At 70.8% G+C, this 14802-nt stretch carries 17 protein-coding genes; 8 read left to right on the top strand and 9 right to left on the bottom strand.

The genetic code is table 11. From position 1 onward, the window contains the following. Positions 1–2: 2 nt before the first annotated feature. The 4 genes from AB0J16_RS43180 to AB0J16_RS43165 all read right to left on the bottom strand — a co-directional run bounded on the left by AB0J16_RS43180 (position 3) and on the right by AB0J16_RS43165 (position 2206). Entirely contained in the window at positions 3–761 is a 759-nt protein-coding gene (locus tag AB0J16_RS43180; RefSeq protein WP_358448247.1) for a hypothetical protein, read from the bottom strand. Positions 762–808: 47 nt separating this feature from the next. Continuing rightward, complete coding sequence (locus AB0J16_RS43175) at positions 809–1060, bottom strand: hypothetical protein (RefSeq protein ID WP_358551006.1); 252 nt, start codon at positions 1058–1060, stop codon at positions 809–811. 87 nt (positions 1061–1147) lie between these two features. Next, a complete protein-coding gene (locus tag AB0J16_RS43170; protein WP_225299640.1) occupies positions 1148–1384 on the bottom strand; it encodes a DUF397 domain-containing protein in 237 nt (78 codons plus the stop codon). After that, the gene (locus AB0J16_RS43165; RefSeq protein WP_225299863.1) at positions 1385–2206 is read right to left on the bottom strand and encodes a helix-turn-helix transcriptional regulator; all 822 of its coding nucleotides are present in this window, start codon (positions 2204–2206) and stop codon (positions 1385–1387) included. Positions 2207–2427: 221 nt separating this feature from the next. Here AB0J16_RS43165 and AB0J16_RS43160 point away from each other — a divergent pair, with 221 nt between their 5' ends. Both AB0J16_RS43160 and AB0J16_RS43155 read left to right on the top strand, forming a co-directional pair. Then, positions 2428–2934, top strand: a complete 507-nt coding sequence (locus AB0J16_RS43160) for an ATP-binding protein (RefSeq protein WP_357960052.1) — start codon at positions 2428–2430, stop codon at positions 2932–2934. A gap of 79 nt (positions 2935–3013) precedes the next feature. After that, the gene (locus tag AB0J16_RS43155; RefSeq protein WP_358551004.1) at positions 3014–5434 is read left to right on the top strand and encodes a helicase-associated domain-containing protein; all 2421 of its coding nucleotides are present in this window, start codon (positions 3014–3016) and stop codon (positions 5432–5434) included. Here the strand turns inward: AB0J16_RS43155 and AB0J16_RS43150 are convergent. After that, positions 5418–6452 carry an ABC transporter substrate-binding protein gene (locus AB0J16_RS43150; RefSeq protein ID WP_358551002.1) on the bottom strand — a complete coding sequence of 345 codons (1035 nt, stop codon included), beginning with the start codon at positions 6450–6452 and terminating at the stop codon, positions 5418–5420. The two genes, AB0J16_RS43155 and AB0J16_RS43150, sit on opposite strands and share 17 nt — an antisense overlap. Positions 6453–6547: 95 nt before the next feature. On the opposite strand from AB0J16_RS43150, the gene AB0J16_RS43145 reads away from it, so the two are divergent. The 3 genes from AB0J16_RS43145 to AB0J16_RS43135 are packed head-to-tail and all read left to right on the top strand — an operon-like array spanning position 6548 to position 9463. Next, positions 6548–7588, top strand: coding sequence for an iron chelate uptake ABC transporter family permease subunit (locus tag AB0J16_RS43145; RefSeq protein WP_358551222.1), 1041 nt, complete (start codon positions 6548–6550; stop codon positions 7586–7588). After that, positions 7585–8592, top strand: a complete 1008-nt coding sequence (locus AB0J16_RS43140) for an iron chelate uptake ABC transporter family permease subunit (protein WP_358551000.1) — start codon at positions 7585–7587, stop codon at positions 8590–8592. Before AB0J16_RS43145 ends, AB0J16_RS43140 begins: the two co-directional genes overlap by 4 nt. Before the next feature lie 52 nt (positions 8593–8644). Further along, entirely contained in the window at positions 8645–9463 is an 819-nt protein-coding gene (locus tag AB0J16_RS43135) for an ABC transporter ATP-binding protein (protein WP_358550998.1), read from the top strand. Between the two features lie 29 nt (positions 9464–9492). Here the strand turns inward: AB0J16_RS43135 and AB0J16_RS43130 are convergent, their stop codons facing one another. Further along, a complete protein-coding gene (locus AB0J16_RS43130; protein WP_358550996.1) occupies positions 9493–10125 on the bottom strand; it encodes a helix-turn-helix domain-containing protein in 633 nt (210 codons plus the stop codon). A gap of 36 nt (positions 10126–10161) precedes the next feature. On the opposite strand from AB0J16_RS43130, the gene AB0J16_RS43125 reads away from it, so the two are divergent. Further along, positions 10162–10476, top strand: a complete 315-nt coding sequence (locus AB0J16_RS43125; RefSeq protein ID WP_358550994.1) for a rhodanese-like domain-containing protein — start codon at positions 10162–10164, stop codon at positions 10474–10476. 178 nt (positions 10477–10654) lie between these two features. On the opposite strand, the gene AB0J16_RS43120 is transcribed toward AB0J16_RS43125, so the two are convergent. Further along, a complete protein-coding gene (locus AB0J16_RS43120) occupies positions 10655–11908 on the bottom strand; it encodes an ArgE/DapE family deacylase (protein ID WP_358550992.1) in 1254 nt (417 codons plus the stop codon). Between the two features lie 66 nt (positions 11909–11974). Here AB0J16_RS43120 and AB0J16_RS43115 point away from each other — a divergent pair, with 66 nt between their 5' ends. Further along, on the top strand, positions 11975–12910 hold the full coding sequence (locus AB0J16_RS43115) for an endonuclease/exonuclease/phosphatase family protein (protein ID WP_358550990.1): 936 nt from the start codon (positions 11975–11977) through the stop codon (positions 12908–12910). A gap of 50 nt (positions 12911–12960) precedes the next feature. Next, entirely contained in the window at positions 12961–13281 is a 321-nt protein-coding gene (locus AB0J16_RS43110; protein WP_219533268.1) for a co-chaperone GroES, read from the top strand. Here the strand turns inward: AB0J16_RS43110 and AB0J16_RS43105 are convergent. Both AB0J16_RS43105 and AB0J16_RS43100 read right to left on the bottom strand, forming a co-directional pair. Then, complete coding sequence (locus AB0J16_RS43105) at positions 13278–14252, bottom strand: hypothetical protein (RefSeq protein WP_358550988.1); 975 nt, start codon at positions 14250–14252, stop codon at positions 13278–13280. The genes AB0J16_RS43110 and AB0J16_RS43105 overlap by 4 nt on opposite strands. A gap of 55 nt (positions 14253–14307) precedes the next feature. Then, positions 14308–14763: a TIGR02611 family protein gene (locus AB0J16_RS43100; RefSeq protein WP_357960017.1), complete on the bottom strand. Its 456-nt coding sequence runs from the start codon at positions 14761–14763 to the stop codon at positions 14308–14310. Positions 14764–14802: the final 39 nt, after the last annotated feature.

The raw sequence follows: 14802 nt of genomic DNA, 5'->3' as shown, positions 1-14802 counted from the left end.
CGCTAACCCGATGTGCCTCCGGGCGCCAGACGGCTGCCGGGGAAGGGCGACAGGAGGGTCTCGCGCCAGGGCCCGTCGAGGAAGTCGCGGGCCCGCTTGGCCCAGTCGAGCAGGCGCGGGTCCGGCGGCACCTCGTCGTCCAGCCCGAGGGCGGCGTCGCGGGCCCGCTGCGTGCGCAGGTGGTCGTCGAGCGACACGCCCCATACCGTGACGGCCTCGGTGTCGCAGAACAGCACCTCGTACAGGCCGACCAGGTGATGCCCGTGCTCGGCCAGCAGCGGGGCGCGTTCGGTGCGGACCGCCTCCAGGTAGTCGAGGGCGGCGCCGGGTCGTACGCGGGCGCTCTCGAACACGTAGAACTCGGCGGTGGCCACCTCGCTCAGGTCCGGACAGCCCGGCACGGCGCCGAGCGGGCGGGAGAAGGCGGAGAAGCGCAGGTCGTCGATGTCGGACAGGAACAGACGGTCGTCCACCCCTCGGTAGATCTCCATCATCTGGCGCCAGCCGCCGTCCCAGCCGCCGTGGCAGTCCCACAGCGTGACCGCCTTGAACTGCGGGTGCCCGGTGATGCCCACGGCGTAGAAGGCGCCGGCCAGGTCGATCTCGCGGGACCTGATGGACATGCCGGAGGTCAGCGTGGGCGCCTGGCGGGCCTCGTCCTCGCGCTTGTAGCGGGTCAGCCAGGTGAGGTACTCCATCGGGCGCCGGGAGTTCATCGGCCGGAAGTCGACCTCTTCGAGAAGGTAGATCCCACGCCGCATCCCGGGCTCCTTTGACCAAGCGATTGCTCGGCCTCAACCTTAGCTGATCAAGCGCCCGCTTGGGTAGGCTGCGGCCCTCTCCCCGTCAGCCACTCCAGCACCCTGCGGTGCCCGGAGGTGGCGTCCTCGAAGTGTCCCCAGTGCCAGTAGCGCGGCTGGTCACGGAGACCCGTGACCCACGTGCGATAGGAGACGGCAGCGCCGGAGGGCGCGACGCCGTAGGTGCGGATCACGACCTTGCCGCCGGGTGCGAAGAGCACGTCGTCGGCGATCGGATAAAGGGTCATCTGGTCGAGCATGTGCTGATCATGAGGTCTGCCGGAGGCGGGGCGGTTACACCTCCGGCGCGCCCCCGTTAAGGGGGCCCGCCGGAGGTTAACAGCCTGTTACACCAGGAGACCGTCGAACTCCCCATCCTTCACTCCGAGCACGAGGGCTCGGATCTCGTCGCGGGTGTAGATCAGGGCCGGGCCATCGGGGAAGCGCGAGTTGCGCACCGCCACCCCGCCGTCGGGGAGCTTCGCGAGTTCGACGCAGTTCCCCTGTGAGTTGCTGTAGTGGCTCTTGCGCCAGGCGACCTGCTGCAGGTCGGTCGCGGGCATGCCGTTGTAGGTCTGCTTCATCTACATCTTTCTGAGAAGACCGCCGATGAGCTCGACGGTGCCCCCTGGCGTGGTGCTCTCCACGCATAACTGCTCCATAGCCGTGAGATATGGATCGATGTCCTCACGCTTGTCCAGGTACAGGGCACCCCAGAGCTGCTCGACATAGACAACGTCCGACAAGTCGGACTCGGGAAATCGCAAGATGCTGAACGCGCCACCTTCAGCGGCGTGCATGCCATATCTGAAGGGCATCACCTGAATGGTGATATTGGGAAGGGCAGCGACTTCCAGCAAGTGCTGAAGCTGCTCGGACATGACCTCCCGCCCGCCGATGGTCCTCTTGAGGGTCGCTTCGTCGATGACCGCCCACAGTCGCGGGCCGTCCTTCTGCGTGAAGCGCTCTTGTCGCTGCATGCGCAGATGCACGCGGCGCTCGATCTGCCCAGGGGTCTCATCGGGGTTGCCGAGTTGGTATACCGCGCGTGCGTATGCGGCCGTCTGCAACAGACCGGGCACGAACTGCACCTCATAGGTACGGATCACGCTGGCTGCTTCCTCTAGCCCCACGTACGTGGTGAACCACGCGGGCAGAACGGCTGAATACTTGTGCCACCACCCGGGGGTGTTGGCTTCGCGGACCATCTCCAGCAGGGCACGGCGCTCGGCGTCGTCGACGACGCCGTACAGGGTGAGCAGGTCCTCCACATCGCGTGTCTTGAATCCGACGCGACCGAGTTCCATACGGCTGATCTTCGACTCGGACGCCCGGATGTGGAATCCGGCCTGGTCGCGGGTGAGCTCGCTGGCTTCACGCAGCCGCCGCAAACTGGCGCCAAGCATGATGCGCCGAACGGTCGAACCTGAACCGGGCGGATCGAGGGACACGTGCTGCTCCTTGGTCGTTTCCTTAGCACACAGTCTGTCACTCCACGGCCGAAAGATCATATGCCGTGGACAAGATCCCCTTTCCCACTGATTGACCTTTTGGGGCAACGGTAGCGCTTGCACACGGTGTCTGCACGTGCATTCGCTCTTGCACCTGCACGAGAGTTTGCTCCAGAATGATCAACGTGCAATCCACCACGGCGACGCAGGGCTCGTGGACCACGTTCGACTGGTGGCCCCCGGTCGGGTGGTGGCCGGAGGCCGCGCGTGACCTGCTGGTCCCAGGCCCGGCCTCGAGCGCCACGTTCGTCCTCCCGCCCACGGCGTCCTCGATCCACTCCGTCCGCAGCTTCACCAACGGCACCCTGACGGGATGGGGCCTCGGCGAGCTGATCGAGAACATGGAGCTGGTGGTCTCCGAACTGGCCACCAACGCCCTGCGACACGGATTACGCCTGGCCGAGCCGCATTGCCACCGCCCGGTCCACATGTCCTTGGTACGCCGCGGCGCGCTGGTTACCAGCGCCTTCACCGATCCAGGCTCATCGGTGCCCGTGCTGAGATACCCTGGCCCTCTCGACACCGGCGGCCTCGGACTCCACATCGTCGAATCGCTCAGCCACCGATGGGGCTGGTCCGCACTCGCGCCCCACGGGAAGATCGTCTGGGCAGTCCTCTCCTGACCGGGGGTGATCTGCATTACCGTGGATGCTCATGGCTCACGGTGAGTCCCTGCGTGCGACCCCATGAGAGTGCTGACAGATGGATGATCACCTGCTCGGCTGGCTACGAACACTTGACGAAGACAGGCTGGGCCGCATCCTGGCGACCCGGCCCGACGCCATCGCGGCCCCCTGGCCGCGGCGGCTCGACACCCTTGCCCAACGGCTCGGCAACGGATTCGCCGTGATGGAGGCCCTGCGCGGCCTGCCTCTTCCCTGCCTTGAGCTGGCTCAGGCGTGCCTGGTCGTGCGGCACGCCACTCCCGAGCGGCTGGCGGCCTTCCTCGGCGTGCCGGCCGAGGAGCTGACCCCCTGGCTCGACCTCCTGCATGACCACGCGCTGGCCTGGCCCGACGGCGAGGGCGTCATCCGCCTGGCCGAGCCCGTGTCGCGGTGGTGGACCGCGCCCCTCGGCCTGGGCGAGCCGCTCGACCACTACCTCAACTCCTGGACGATCAGCAACGACACGCTGCGCTCGCTCGCCAGAAACCTGGGGCTCCCGCCCGACGGCAACAAGCGCCGCACGGTCAGCCGGGCCAGCGAGGTGCTCGGCGACCGGACGCGGCTCGACGCGCTGCTGCGCACCGCCCCCGAGGGCACGGTCCGGCTGCTGGACAGCTTCGCCTGGGAGGGTCCCGTACGCGATGTCGACGGCGGCCGGTTCGTCATGCCCGGCACGCCGGAGAAGTGGTCCGCCGACCACGGGCTCCTCTACCGGCCGAGCTGGCACGTGGCCGAGATGCCGCGCGAGGTGGCGCTCGGCCTGCGCGGCGGCGACTACCACCCGCCCTTCACCCCCGAACCACCCGAGGTGGCCACCATCCCGATCGACCCGGAAGAGGTCGACCACCTGATGACGCTGGCCGCTCCACATGTGGTGGAACGGTGCGCGGCGCTGCTCGACAACGCCTCCAAGACGCCGCTGCCGCTGCTCAAGACCGGTGGCGTGGGCGTACGCGAGGTACGCAGGATGGCCAAGGAGACCGGCTGCGACGAGGACGAGACCCGGCTGCTGCTGGAGATCTGCACCGTGGCCAGGCTGCTGGCCTGGGACGAGCCGTCCGGCGGCATGATCCCCACCGAGCGGTTCGACCGCTGGCGGCTCGACGAGGGCTCGGCCAGGCTGCGGGTGCTGCTGTCGGCCTGGTGGCGCATGGAGCGCTCGTCGCTGCGCAAGATCGACGGCAAGTACGGCACCGTGCTGGGCGACGACCAGTCGGGCGCCGCCGTGGCCCGCGTGCGCCGGGCGGTGCTGTCGGTCCTGTCCCACCTGCCGGCCGGCACCGCCTTCGCCGATCGCGCCGGCCTGGTCCGCAACGTCCACTGGCACTCCCCGATGCTCGACCAGGACCTGCTGGCCGAGTGCGCGTCCGCCGTGCTCGTCGAGGCGCGGCTGCTCGGCCTGCTGGCCAACGACTCGCTGACCGACCTGGGCAGGGCGCTGGCCGGGCTGGCCGCCAAGGCGGGCGAGGAGAGCGACGACGCGGTGCCACTGGTCGAGCACGACCCGATACTCGCGGAGGCGGCGACCAGGGCGCTGGCCAGCGTACGCAGGAGCGCGCTGTTCGGCCCCGACCTGACCGCGGTGGTGACGGGACCGCCGTCCGCCGAGCTGGCCGCGCTGCTCGACCGGGTGGCCGAGCGGGAGTCGCGGGGCGCGGCCTCGGTGTGGCGGTTCACCACCGAGAGCGTGCGCCGCGCGCTGGACCACGGCTACGAGGCCGACGAGCTGCTGGAGGAGCTGTCCGGCGTCGGCACCATCCCGCAGCCGCTCGAATACCTCGTACGCGACGTGGCCCGCAGGCACGGCGAGGTGACGGTGACCACGGTGGGCTGCGTGGTGCAGGCCTCCGACCCGACCCTCCTCGCCGAGATCGCCGCTCACCGCCGGCTGAGCCGGCTCGGCCTGCGGCTGCTCGCGCCCACCGTACTGGTGAGCTCGGCGGGCGCCGAGCGGACACTGGCCGCGCTGCGCGAGCACGGCTACTCGCCCGTCCCGGTCACCGACGGCGGTGAGATCACGATCCGCCGCACCCGCGTCGAGGAACCCCACAACGGCAAGCTCATCCTGCTGCCCGGCGGTCAGGTGGCCGAGCTGTCGGAGCTGGCGGCGATCGGCGGTGCCGAGGCCATCCCGCACATCATCGCCGAGCCGATCCCCGACCCGCACGAGCACGCCGCCCGCCTGATCACCGCCAGCCGGGCGGCCAACGACCGCGCCGGGCGCACCTGGGCCGTCATCGGCCGGATGGCGACCAGGCTGCCCACGGCGCAGCAGTCACTGCTGGGCTTCGTCGTGGACCGGGGTGTGCGGGCCGGCATCACGCTGACCGACGGCCTGACCGCGACGATCAGCCACGGCGAGCTCAAGGGCGGCGCCCTCGACGCCTGGTGCGAGGAGGCCGGCGACTACCTGGAGTTCCCACTGGCCGAGATCGTCGAGGTCACGGGAGCTTACTAGCCTTCCTCAGGTTGGCCACGAGGCCCTCCACGAAGTCGGCGTAGCCCTGGTAGCTGTAGGGGGCCTCGGCACTCCACGGGTAGAGCTGCCCGGCCTTGACGGCGGGCAGCTTGGCGAAGGTGGGCTTCTTCATCATCTCGGCGGGCTTGAGCGACTGGGTGCGCGTGTCGTAGAGGATGACGTCGGCGTCGTAGGTGTCGGCGTTCTCCCAGCTCAGCGTCTGGAAGAAGCCGCCCTCGTCGATCTTGGCGGGCGTGACGACGGTCAGGCCGTTCTGGGTGAGGTGCACGATGTCCGGATACTCCGGCGGGTTCACCACCCACATCGCGTCGGGGCCCGCCGAGACCATGAGGATCTTGAGGTCCTTGAACGCCGCCAGCTCCTTACTGGCCGCCGCCAGCCGGGCCTTGGCCTCCGGCACCCCTTGTAGGTCCGCGCCCAGCGACGTGGCCAGCTCCTCGTACTTGCCGATCACCTCCATGGCGCTGCGCCCGGTGAGCATGATGCCGGCCGTCGGGGCGACCTGCTCGATCGTGGCCTTCGACTTCTCCGGTACGTACCAGAGCGTGCCCTTGATGTACATGCTGCTGACCAGCAGGTCGGGCTGGAGCGCGATGTACTGCTCCACGTTGAACTCGTCCCAGACGTTGCCCAGCCCCGTGACCTTGGCGATGTCGACGTTGCCCACCTGGGGGTCCCTGGCGCCGTCCTTGAGCTTGTGCGGGCCGAAGACGCCGACCGGGCGCACGCCGAAGTCCCACAGTGCCGCCGCGGCGCCGACCTGGGCGACCACCCGGGTGGGGCGCTTGGGCAGGCTCAGCTTCTTGTCCCGGTCATCGGTGAACGTCCACCCGCCCGCCGCGCCGGTCGCCGCCCCGGTCGGGGCCGCCTGGGTGGCGGCGCCCTCGCCGCCTGCGGGTGGGGCGCCCTCGCCGCCGCAGGCCGCCAGCGTCAGGGCCGCCGCGACGCCCGCCGTGGCCGCGAAAAAGCCCCTGCGAGGCAGTACCGGTCCCGACATGTCCATCTCCTAAGGTTAGGCTTGCCTTGGTTGTGGGGCTTTACCTTAGCCTCGCCTCAATGTGACCGTGACGAAAGGGGTGCGGGTTGCCCGCGGTGAAAGAGCGCCCGGCCGAGGTCGAGCCCGTGGCGTCCCGGGGGCGTCCGGCGGCGCTGGCCGGTGGGCTGGTGGTCGTGTTCGGCGTGCTGGTGCTGGTGGCGATGGCCAGCGTGGCGCTGGGCGCGCGGTCGGTGCCGCTGTCCACGGTGCTGGACGCGCTGACCGCCCCCAACGGGTCCGGCGACCACACGGTCATCCGCGAATTACGCGTCCCACGGACCCTCCTGGGCATCGGCGTGGGGGCCGCGCTCGGACTGGCGGGGGCGCTGATGCAGAGCCTGACCCGTAACCCGCTGGCCGACCCGGGCCTGCTCGGCATCAACGAGGGCGCCGCGCTCGGCGTCACCCTCGCGCTCGGGCTGTTCGGGCTCACGAACCCGGCCGTCTACGTGTGGTTCGCCTTCGGCGGCGCCGCCGTGGCCTCCGTCGTCGTCTACGCGCTGGGCTCGGCCGGCCGCTCGGGCGCCGGTCCGGTACGCCTGGCGCTGGCCGGCATCGCCGTCGGCATGGTGTTCACCGCGGTAGCCTCGGCCATCCTGCGCATGGACCCGCAGACGTTCGACCGGATGCGGTTCTGGCTCACCGGCTCACTGGCCGGGCAGACCTCCGACGTGCTGCTGCGGATCGCGCCCTTCATGGCCGTCGGCCTGGTGGTGGGGCTGCTGCTGGCAAGGCCGCTGAACATGCTGGCGCTGGGCGACGACGCCGGCAAGGCCCTGGGCGTGGCCGTCACCCGTACCCGGGTCCTCACGGCCGTGTCGGTCACACTGCTCTGCGGCTCCGCCACGGCCGCGGCCGGGCCGCTGTGGTTCGTCGGGCTGGCCGTCCCGCACGCGGTAAGAGCCGTGGTGGGTCAGGACCAGCGGTGGGTGCTGCCGTACACGGTGCTGGCCGCGCCGGCGCTGCTGCTGGCGGCGGACGTGGCCGGGCGGCTCATCGCCCGGCCCGGCGAGGTGCAGGTGGGCATCATGTGCGCGGTGGTCGGCGCGCCGATCTTCATCCTGATGGCCAGGCGCAGGAGGCTGGCCGCGCTATGAGCATCCGTCTCGGTCCCTGGTCCGTACGGCTGGCGCCGCGGGCCCTCGTCGTCGCCCTGGTCCTCCTCCTCGTCGCGTTCGCCGTGACCGTGGCGGCGATCTCGACCGGCGAGTTGACCGTGTCCGTACCCGACGTGCTGACCGCGCTGTTCGGCCAGGGCACGCCCGTCGCCGAGCTGATCGTGAGCAAGCTGCGCGCGCCCCGGGTGGTCACCGGGCTGCTGGTGGGCGCGGCGTTCGGCCTGAGCGGCGCGATCTTCCAGAGCCTGACCAGGAACCCGCTCGGCAGCCCCGACTTCATCGGTTTCACCGCCGGCGCCTCCACGGGCGGCATCCTCGGCGTGATCGCGGGCGGCACGGCGCTGCAGATCGCGGGCGGCGCGCTGGCGGGCTGCGTCGGGACCGCCGTGCTGGTGTACGCGCTGGCCCATCGCGGGGGCGTGCAGGGCTACCGGCTGGTCCTCGTCGGGATCGGCGCGAACGCGCTGCTCCTGTCCGCCAACTCCTACCTGCTGACCAGGGCCAACATCAACGACGCCGCGACCGCGGGGGCGTGGCTCACGGGCAGCCTCAGCGGGCGCGGCTGGGACCACGCGATCCCGGTGGCGGTGGCGCTCGCGGCGCTGCTCCCGGTCTGCGCCGCCGTGTCACGGCCGATGCGGATGCTGGAGATGGGCGACGACTCGGCGCGGGCCATGGGCATCAGGGTCGAGGCCGTACGGGCTACGGCCATCACCGTGGGCGTGCTGCTGTGCGCGGTGGCCACGGCCGCCGCCGGGCCGGTCATCTTCGTCGCCCTGGCGGCTCCGCAGCTGGCCAGGCGGCTGACCCGGTCGCCCGGCGTGACGATGGGCGCCTCGGCGCTCATGGGCGCCGTCCTGCTGACCGGCGCCGATCTGGCCGCCCAGCGCGTACTCGCCCCCACACAGCTGCCCGTCGGCGTGCTCACGGCCGCGATCGGCGGCGCCTACCTCGCCCTGCTCCTCCGAAGGGACCGCCACTGATGGCTCCTCCGAAAAGCCCGCCACTGATGCTCGCGCGAAAGGACCGCCGCTGATGGCACTCCCCCAGTCCGAGACCGCCCGGCTGTCGGGCAGCGACCTCACCCTCGCCTACGACCAGCGCGTCGTGGCGGCCGAGCTGGACGTGACGATCCCCGACGAGTCGTTCACCGTGATCATCGGCCCGAACGCCTGCGGCAAGTCCACCCTCCTGCGCGCCCTGGCCAGAATGCTCAAGCCCAGGAAGGGCGCGGTCCACCTCGACGGCAGCGTGATCACCTCGCTGCCGTCGAAGGAGGTGGCCAGGCGCCTCGGGCTACTGCCACAGAGCTCGATCGTGCCCGACGGCATCACCGTGACGGACCTGGTGGCCCGCGGCCGCTACCCGCACCAGAAGCTGATGCGGCAGTGGTCACGCGCGGACGAGGCCGCGGTGACCGAGGCGATGCGCGCCACCGACGTGTCCGAACTGGCCGACCGGATCGTGGACGAGCTGTCCGGCGGCCAGCGGCAGCGCGTGTGGCTGGCCATGGCACTGGCCCAGGAGACGCCGATCCTGCTGCTCGACGAGCCGACGACCTTCCTCGACATCTCCCACCAGATCGAGGTACTGGACCTCTGCGCCGACCTGCACGAGGCCGGCCGCACGATGGTGGCGGTCCTGCACGACCTCAACCAGGCGTGCCGCTACGCCACCCACCTCATCGTCATGCGCGACGGCGCCATCGTGGCCGAGGGCGACCCGGCCGGAATCGTCACGCCCAACCTGGTCGCCGAGGTGTTCGACCTGCGCTGCGAGATCATCGAGGATCCCCAGTCGGGCACCCCGCTCATCATCCCCGAGGCGCGCCGCCAGGTGAGAACGACGGCCTGATCCACCGGCTCCCCCCTATCATCCCGCTCTCAGCCCACCAGGGCCCCGACCAGGGCGGTGATCGCGTCGCGGGCGCGGGCCTCGCCGTACTCCTCCCTGAGCACGCCCGCCACCTCCGCGGCGGTGGCCGCCAGCAGCGCGTGGGACAGGACGTCCGCGTCGGACCCCGGGCGCGAGGCCGCCAGCAGGATGGCCGCGTGGCGGTGCCAGAAGCGATAGGCGCCGATCCGGTAGCGGGCGCCCGGACTGGCCGTCTCGGACATGCGTACCAGGTCGAGGTGGGCGAACAGGTAGTCCAGATAGGCGTCGACGAAGGCGGTGAGCCGGTCGCGCGCGGGCGCGCCGGGGCCCAGCGGCGGCGGACCGGACAGGATGCGTTCCTGCAGCAACCGCTCGCGCTCGTCGAGCAGCGCCACCGCCAGCCCCGATTTATCCCCGAATCTGCGGAACAACGTGCCCTTCCCCACCCCGGCCTCCGCCGCTATCGCATCCATGGAGACCGCTTCGACACCCTTCTCAGCGAACAGCCTGGCCGCGGCGGCAAGGACCTTCTCCCTGTTGCGCGCCGCGTCCGCACGTTCGTTGACCGGGCCCCCGCGAAGCAGTTCCAGCCTCTGTCTTGACGAACCGGACCGCGGTCCGTTAGCTTTCGAGCCATCCACAAAGCGGACTGTAGTCCATTTGGACCGGAGGCCACAATGACCATCACCCGCGACGAGCTCCGAGCAACGCTCGACACTGTCACCGTACTCGACACGCTCGGCGGTGCTTACTTTGCCCAGCAGCACCTGCCGGGTGCCATCGCGCTGGTCGAGAGCGAGGTCGCCGAGCGGGCGCCCGCGCTGCTGCCCGACAAGGACGCGCCGATCGTCACCTACTGCACGAACCCGGCCTGCAACAACAGCAAGGCCGTCGCCCGCCGCCTGACCGCCCTCGGCTACACGAACGTGCGCAGGTACGTCGAGGGGATCGAGGACTGGGTGGCGGCGGGCCTGCCGGTGGAGTCCTCGTAGAACGTGATTCTTGGAGCGTGCCAAAGGACGTGGAAGCGGACGGCGGGCGCGGGTGACCCTCTGGAAGCCACAACTTCCTCAGGGGGGAACCATCATGGATCACACCATCGTGATCGGCGCGAGCATGGCGGGCCTGTTGTCCGCCGCCGCTCGTCGCTGATGAGCCCGGGGACGCTGCTCAAAGTGTTCCGCAACGGCGCACCACGAGCGTTGCCAGCGCTCGTGTGACCTCGCGCAGCTCCCGCAGCTCGACCTGCTCCCTGGGGGCGTGCGCGTACCGTACGTCGCCGGGGCCGTAGTGCAGCGCCGGGATCCCGCCGGCCGCGTAGAGCCGCAGGTCGCTCCCGTACGGCGCGGCCTTCTCCATCGGCCGCGCGCCCGTCGTGTCGGCGATCGTCCCGGTCACCTCCGCCAGCAGCGGGTGCGCCTCGGGCAGCCGCCCGCTGGCGAACTGGCCGCCCGGCCAGGTGATCGCCGGCGGGTGGTCGCGCAGCCACGGGTGCGCGACCGTCAGCACCGCCTCCTCGAACGCGGCCCGCGCCGTCGCCGGGTCCTCGTCGAGCCGGACGCCCATCCGGCCCTCCGCGACGAGCAGGTCGGGCACGCTGCTGGCCCAGTCGCCCGCCCGCACGGTGCCGACCTCGATCGGGTACGGCATCGCGTTCCCGGCGAAGATGGCGGGCACGTCACGGTTGCGCTCGGCCTCCAGCCGCCGGATCGCCTCGAACACCGGCCAGAACACCTCGACCGCGTTGACCCCCTCATAGCGGGTGGCCCCGTGCGCGGCCCGGCCCACCACCTCCAGCCGGAACGTCAGCGCCCCCGCGTTGGCCGTGATGACGGCGCCACTGGTCGGCTCGGTGATGACCGCCGCCTCCGCCGTGTGGCCCCTGGCCAGCGTGGCGAACGCGCCGAGTCCGCCATCCTCCTCGCTGACCACGCAGTGCACGGCGAGCGGCCGGGCCAGCCGTACCCCGGCCTTCTTGAGCGCGCGGACGACGGCGAGGTTGGCCACCAGCCCGGCCTTCATGTCGCAGGCGCCGCGGCCGTGCAGGGTGTCGCCGGTGATCCTGGCGGCGAACGGGTCGTTCCCCGCCCACTGGGCCGGGTCGCCGATGGGCACGACGTCGACATGGCCCTGCAGGGCCAGTGCCGGTGTGCCTTCGCCGCCGGTCACGGCCACCACGCCATAGCCCTCGGCCCTCGGCGCCTCGGTGCCGGGGAAGCCCGCGCGGCGGCCGAGGTCGTCGAGGTCCAGCTTCCAGACGTCCACGTCCAGATCGGCCTCGGTGAGCACGCGGGCGACGCGGTGCTGCAACTCGGACTCCGCGTCGGTGCCCGTCACGCTGGGCACTCTGACGGTCTCGGCCAGCAGGTTCACGGTGTCGGTGTCGTCGATGGCCTGGAGGACCCTGGCTTCCGCGTCGCGCATGGAGCCCACCATCTCATGGCGTGAACCTCTGTGATGATTCGTGGCAATACATGGGAGGAGGTGCGAGTGCGAACTTTGGTGAGCGTTCTGGTGTGGTCGGTGGTGGCTCCGCTCGCGGTGTGGGCGGCGCTGCGGGTGAGTCCGTACGACGGGTTGTGGCCGTGGGTGCCGATCGTGGCGTTCACACCGTACGCGGCGGCGGCCTCCGTGCTCGCCCTCGCCCTGGCCGGGGCACTGCGGCGGTGGGTCGCCGGGGCGGTCGCGCTCGTCACCGTGGCGGCCCTGGCGCTGGCAGTACTGCCTCGCTGGTTCGCCGACGGCGAGCCGGTGACGAGCGGCAGGACGCTGCGGGTGCTGGCGGCCAACCTGATGGTGGGCTCGGCCGACACGGCGGGGCTGATGGATCTGGTCGCCAGGCTCCGGCCGGACGTCCTGACGCTGCAGGAGCTCACCCCCAAGGCCGCGGCGGCCCTGGACCGGGCGGGTCTGCGCAAGGCGTTGCCGCAGGCCGTGGTCCGGGCGCTGCCCGGCGTGGGCGGCTCCGGCGTCTACTCGCGTTATCCGCTCACGGCGGGGCCGGCCATCCAGTTCGGGGCGTTCGGGCAGGCCAGGGCGGTGCTCGCGGAGCCGGGCGGGACGAAGATCGAGGTGGTGTCGGTGCATCCGTGCGCGCCCAAGTACGAGGGACGTACGCCCTGCTGGCAGCAGGGGCTGGTCGCGCTGCCTCGCGGCGGTGAGGCCGCGCGGGTGCTCGCCGGCGACTTCAACGCCACGCTCGACCACGTACCGATGCGCGACCTGCTGGCCGCCGGCTACCGCGACGCGGCGGACGTCACCGGACGGGGGTTCACCGCGACGTACTGGCCCAGCGGCGGGCGGGCTCCCGGCGTGGTGATCGACCATGTGCTGGCCTCCGCCGGGATGGGGGTACGCGCGTTCTCGGTCGAGTCGCTGGCGAAGACCGACCATCGGCCCGTCTTCGCCGAGCTCACACTGCCCTGACGTCAGCCATTGCCGGTTCGCGGGAGTCCGGATGACCGTAAACTGAGCGCGTGGTAGCACCCAAGTTCGAGATCCAGATGCTCAACGACCGGGTGATGATCCGGCTTGAGCAAGAGACCGAGGAGCGGCGCAGCGGCTCCGGGATCGTCATCCCCGCGACGGTCAAGATGGCCAACCGGCTGGCCTGGGGCGAGGTCTGCGGGGTCGGCTCGAACGTGCGCGCGGTCAAGGTGGGCGACAAGGTGCTGCTCAACCCGGAGGACCAGTTCGAGGTGGAGCTGCACGCGCAGGTCTACCTCGTCATGCGCGAGCGCGACCTGCACGCCGTCGCCACGCAGGAGACCGACCACGGCACCGGCCTCTACCTCTAGCCCCGGTGGAAGGTCAGCCAGAGGTTCGCCTTCCACGTCTGGGACGGGATGTCGGCCAGCACCCGTGTCACCTTGCTCGTCAGGTCGACCACCGCCAGGCGGTAGGCGCTCTGGTGGGGCATGACCGCGATGACATGGCTCTCGTCCCACCAGCCGAACAGCATCTGCGGGCTGACGGCCACCCGGCTCGCGATCTTGCCGGTCGCCGGGTTCACCACGCAGAGCTGCTGCGTGAAGCGTGCCGGGCACCACGTGGTCAGGCGGCTGCCTGACGGCGAGTAGGCGTCCTCCGGGCCGGTCGGCGGCCCGACGCCCGCGAACGTGCGCAGAGTCGCGCCGTCACTGGCCCGGTAGGTCCGCAGGCCGTCGCCGAACCTGGCGACAAGATCGCCGCCGGGGCTCCACCCGAAGTCCGCGCTCCCGTCGAGCCCGGCCGGGCGGACCGTGCGGGCGGTGCCCGCCACCACGTCGACGACGGTGAAGCCGACGGTCCGCCACTGCCCGCCGGACTTCTGCTCAACGGTGAGCGCCACGCGCTTGCTGTCGCGCGACCATGAGATGTACGAGGCGGCCAGGGGCTTCTTGACCGTACGCACTCGCCTGATCTGGCCGCTGGCGCGGTCGGTGAGCAGGAGGGAGTCGTAGCCCGCCCGGTAGGACTTCGGGACGCCGGCCACCGTGGCGGCGTCGGGTGAGACCGCCGCTTCCGACAGGGCCGGCTGCCTGGCGAACGTGTTGCCGGTCTTGGCCCTGAGGTAGGTGCTCTTGGTACCCAGGCCGTAGCTGCTGAGCCGTACGGGATCACCCGCTTTTTCCTGATATTTCACACTGATGCCGGGAAGGGGCAGCGTGTCCGCCTGGGCGGTCAGGAGCTCGGCTGTACCCGCTGCGTCGGTGGTACCGGCAGTGTCGGCAGGCCAGGCCGGAGCGAGCAGGGCGAGCGACAGGGCGGCGGCGATGTGGGCGATCACGCCCCGCAGAATAGGCACCCGATGGCCGGATTTCCGGCAGCGATAACGACCCGGTCTAGATAACGCGCTGGGCCAGCGCGATCAGATCGATGCCGAGCGTTCTGAGCCCGATGTAGACGATCACGGCCGCGACGGCCACGGTCACGATGAGCACGATGACGCGGACCGTCCAGCCTTGCCGTTTATACCATTCGGTCCAGTCGTGCAGCACCCGCTTGCCGAACTCCAGCGCCCGGCGCGCCCAGTGGAACTCGGTGGCCAGCACGGCCAGCCCCGCGAACACGACCAGCCAGCCCGGCCCTGGGAACGGCACCATGATCAGGCCGCCGACCACCATGATCGCGCCGATGGCGCCGATGACGATCTTCAGCGTGAGCGCGCCCGCGCGGGTGGACCGGATGCCGTCCAGCCAGCCGTGAATGCCCGACCGGCGCTCGGGCATGCTGGAACGGTCCGCTGACTCATCCTTGATCGCGTCGGCGTCTCCGGTCTCGGAGTCCTGGATCGGCAACGTACTCCCCCGCACGGTCGATGTGCCCCCCAGGATACG

Source organism: Nonomuraea sp. NPDC049750 (genome assembly GCF_040659625.1).
Lineage (GTDB): Bacteria > Actinomycetota > Actinomycetes > Streptosporangiales > Streptosporangiaceae > Nonomuraea.
The sequence above is the reverse complement of the archived record's forward strand: the minus strand, read 5'-3'. Positions and strand labels throughout refer to the sequence as shown.

Excerpts from the sequence above, each read along its gene's own strand:
- AB0J16_RS43160 (WP_357960052.1), top strand. The coding sequence starts at position 2,428 with ATGATCAACGTGCAATCCACCACGGCGACGCAGGGCTCGTGGACCACG.
- AB0J16_RS43135 (WP_358550998.1), top strand. The coding sequence starts at position 8,645 with ATGGCACTCCCCCAGTCCGAGACCGCCCGGCTGTCGGGCAGCGACCTC.
- AB0J16_RS43125 (WP_358550994.1), top strand. The coding sequence starts at position 10,162 with ATGACCATCACCCGCGACGAGCTCCGAGCAACGCTCGACACTGTCACC.
- AB0J16_RS43155 (WP_358551004.1), top strand. The coding sequence starts at position 3,014 with ATGGATGATCACCTGCTCGGCTGGCTACGAACACTTGACGAAGACAGG.
- AB0J16_RS43150 (WP_358551002.1), bottom strand. The coding sequence starts at position 6,452 with ATGTCGGGACCGGTACTGCCTCGCAGGGGCTTTTTCGCGGCCACGGCG.
- AB0J16_RS43165 (WP_225299863.1), bottom strand. The coding sequence starts at position 2,206 with ATGCTTGGCGCCAGTTTGCGGCGGCTGCGTGAAGCCAGCGAGCTCACC.
- AB0J16_RS43175 (WP_358551006.1), bottom strand. The coding sequence starts at position 1,060 with ATGCTCGACCAGATGACCCTTTATCCGATCGCCGACGACGTGCTCTTC.
- AB0J16_RS43120 (WP_358550992.1), bottom strand. The coding sequence starts at position 11,908 with ATGCGCGACGCGGAAGCCAGGGTCCTCCAGGCCATCGACGACACCGAC.
- AB0J16_RS43140 (WP_358551000.1), top strand. The coding sequence starts at position 7,585 with ATGAGCATCCGTCTCGGTCCCTGGTCCGTACGGCTGGCGCCGCGGGCC.
- AB0J16_RS43180 (WP_358448247.1), bottom strand. The coding sequence starts at position 761 with ATGCGGCGTGGGATCTACCTTCTCGAAGAGGTCGACTTCCGGCCGATG.
- AB0J16_RS43170 (WP_225299640.1), bottom strand. The coding sequence starts at position 1,384 with ATGAAGCAGACCTACAACGGCATGCCCGCGACCGACCTGCAGCAGGTC.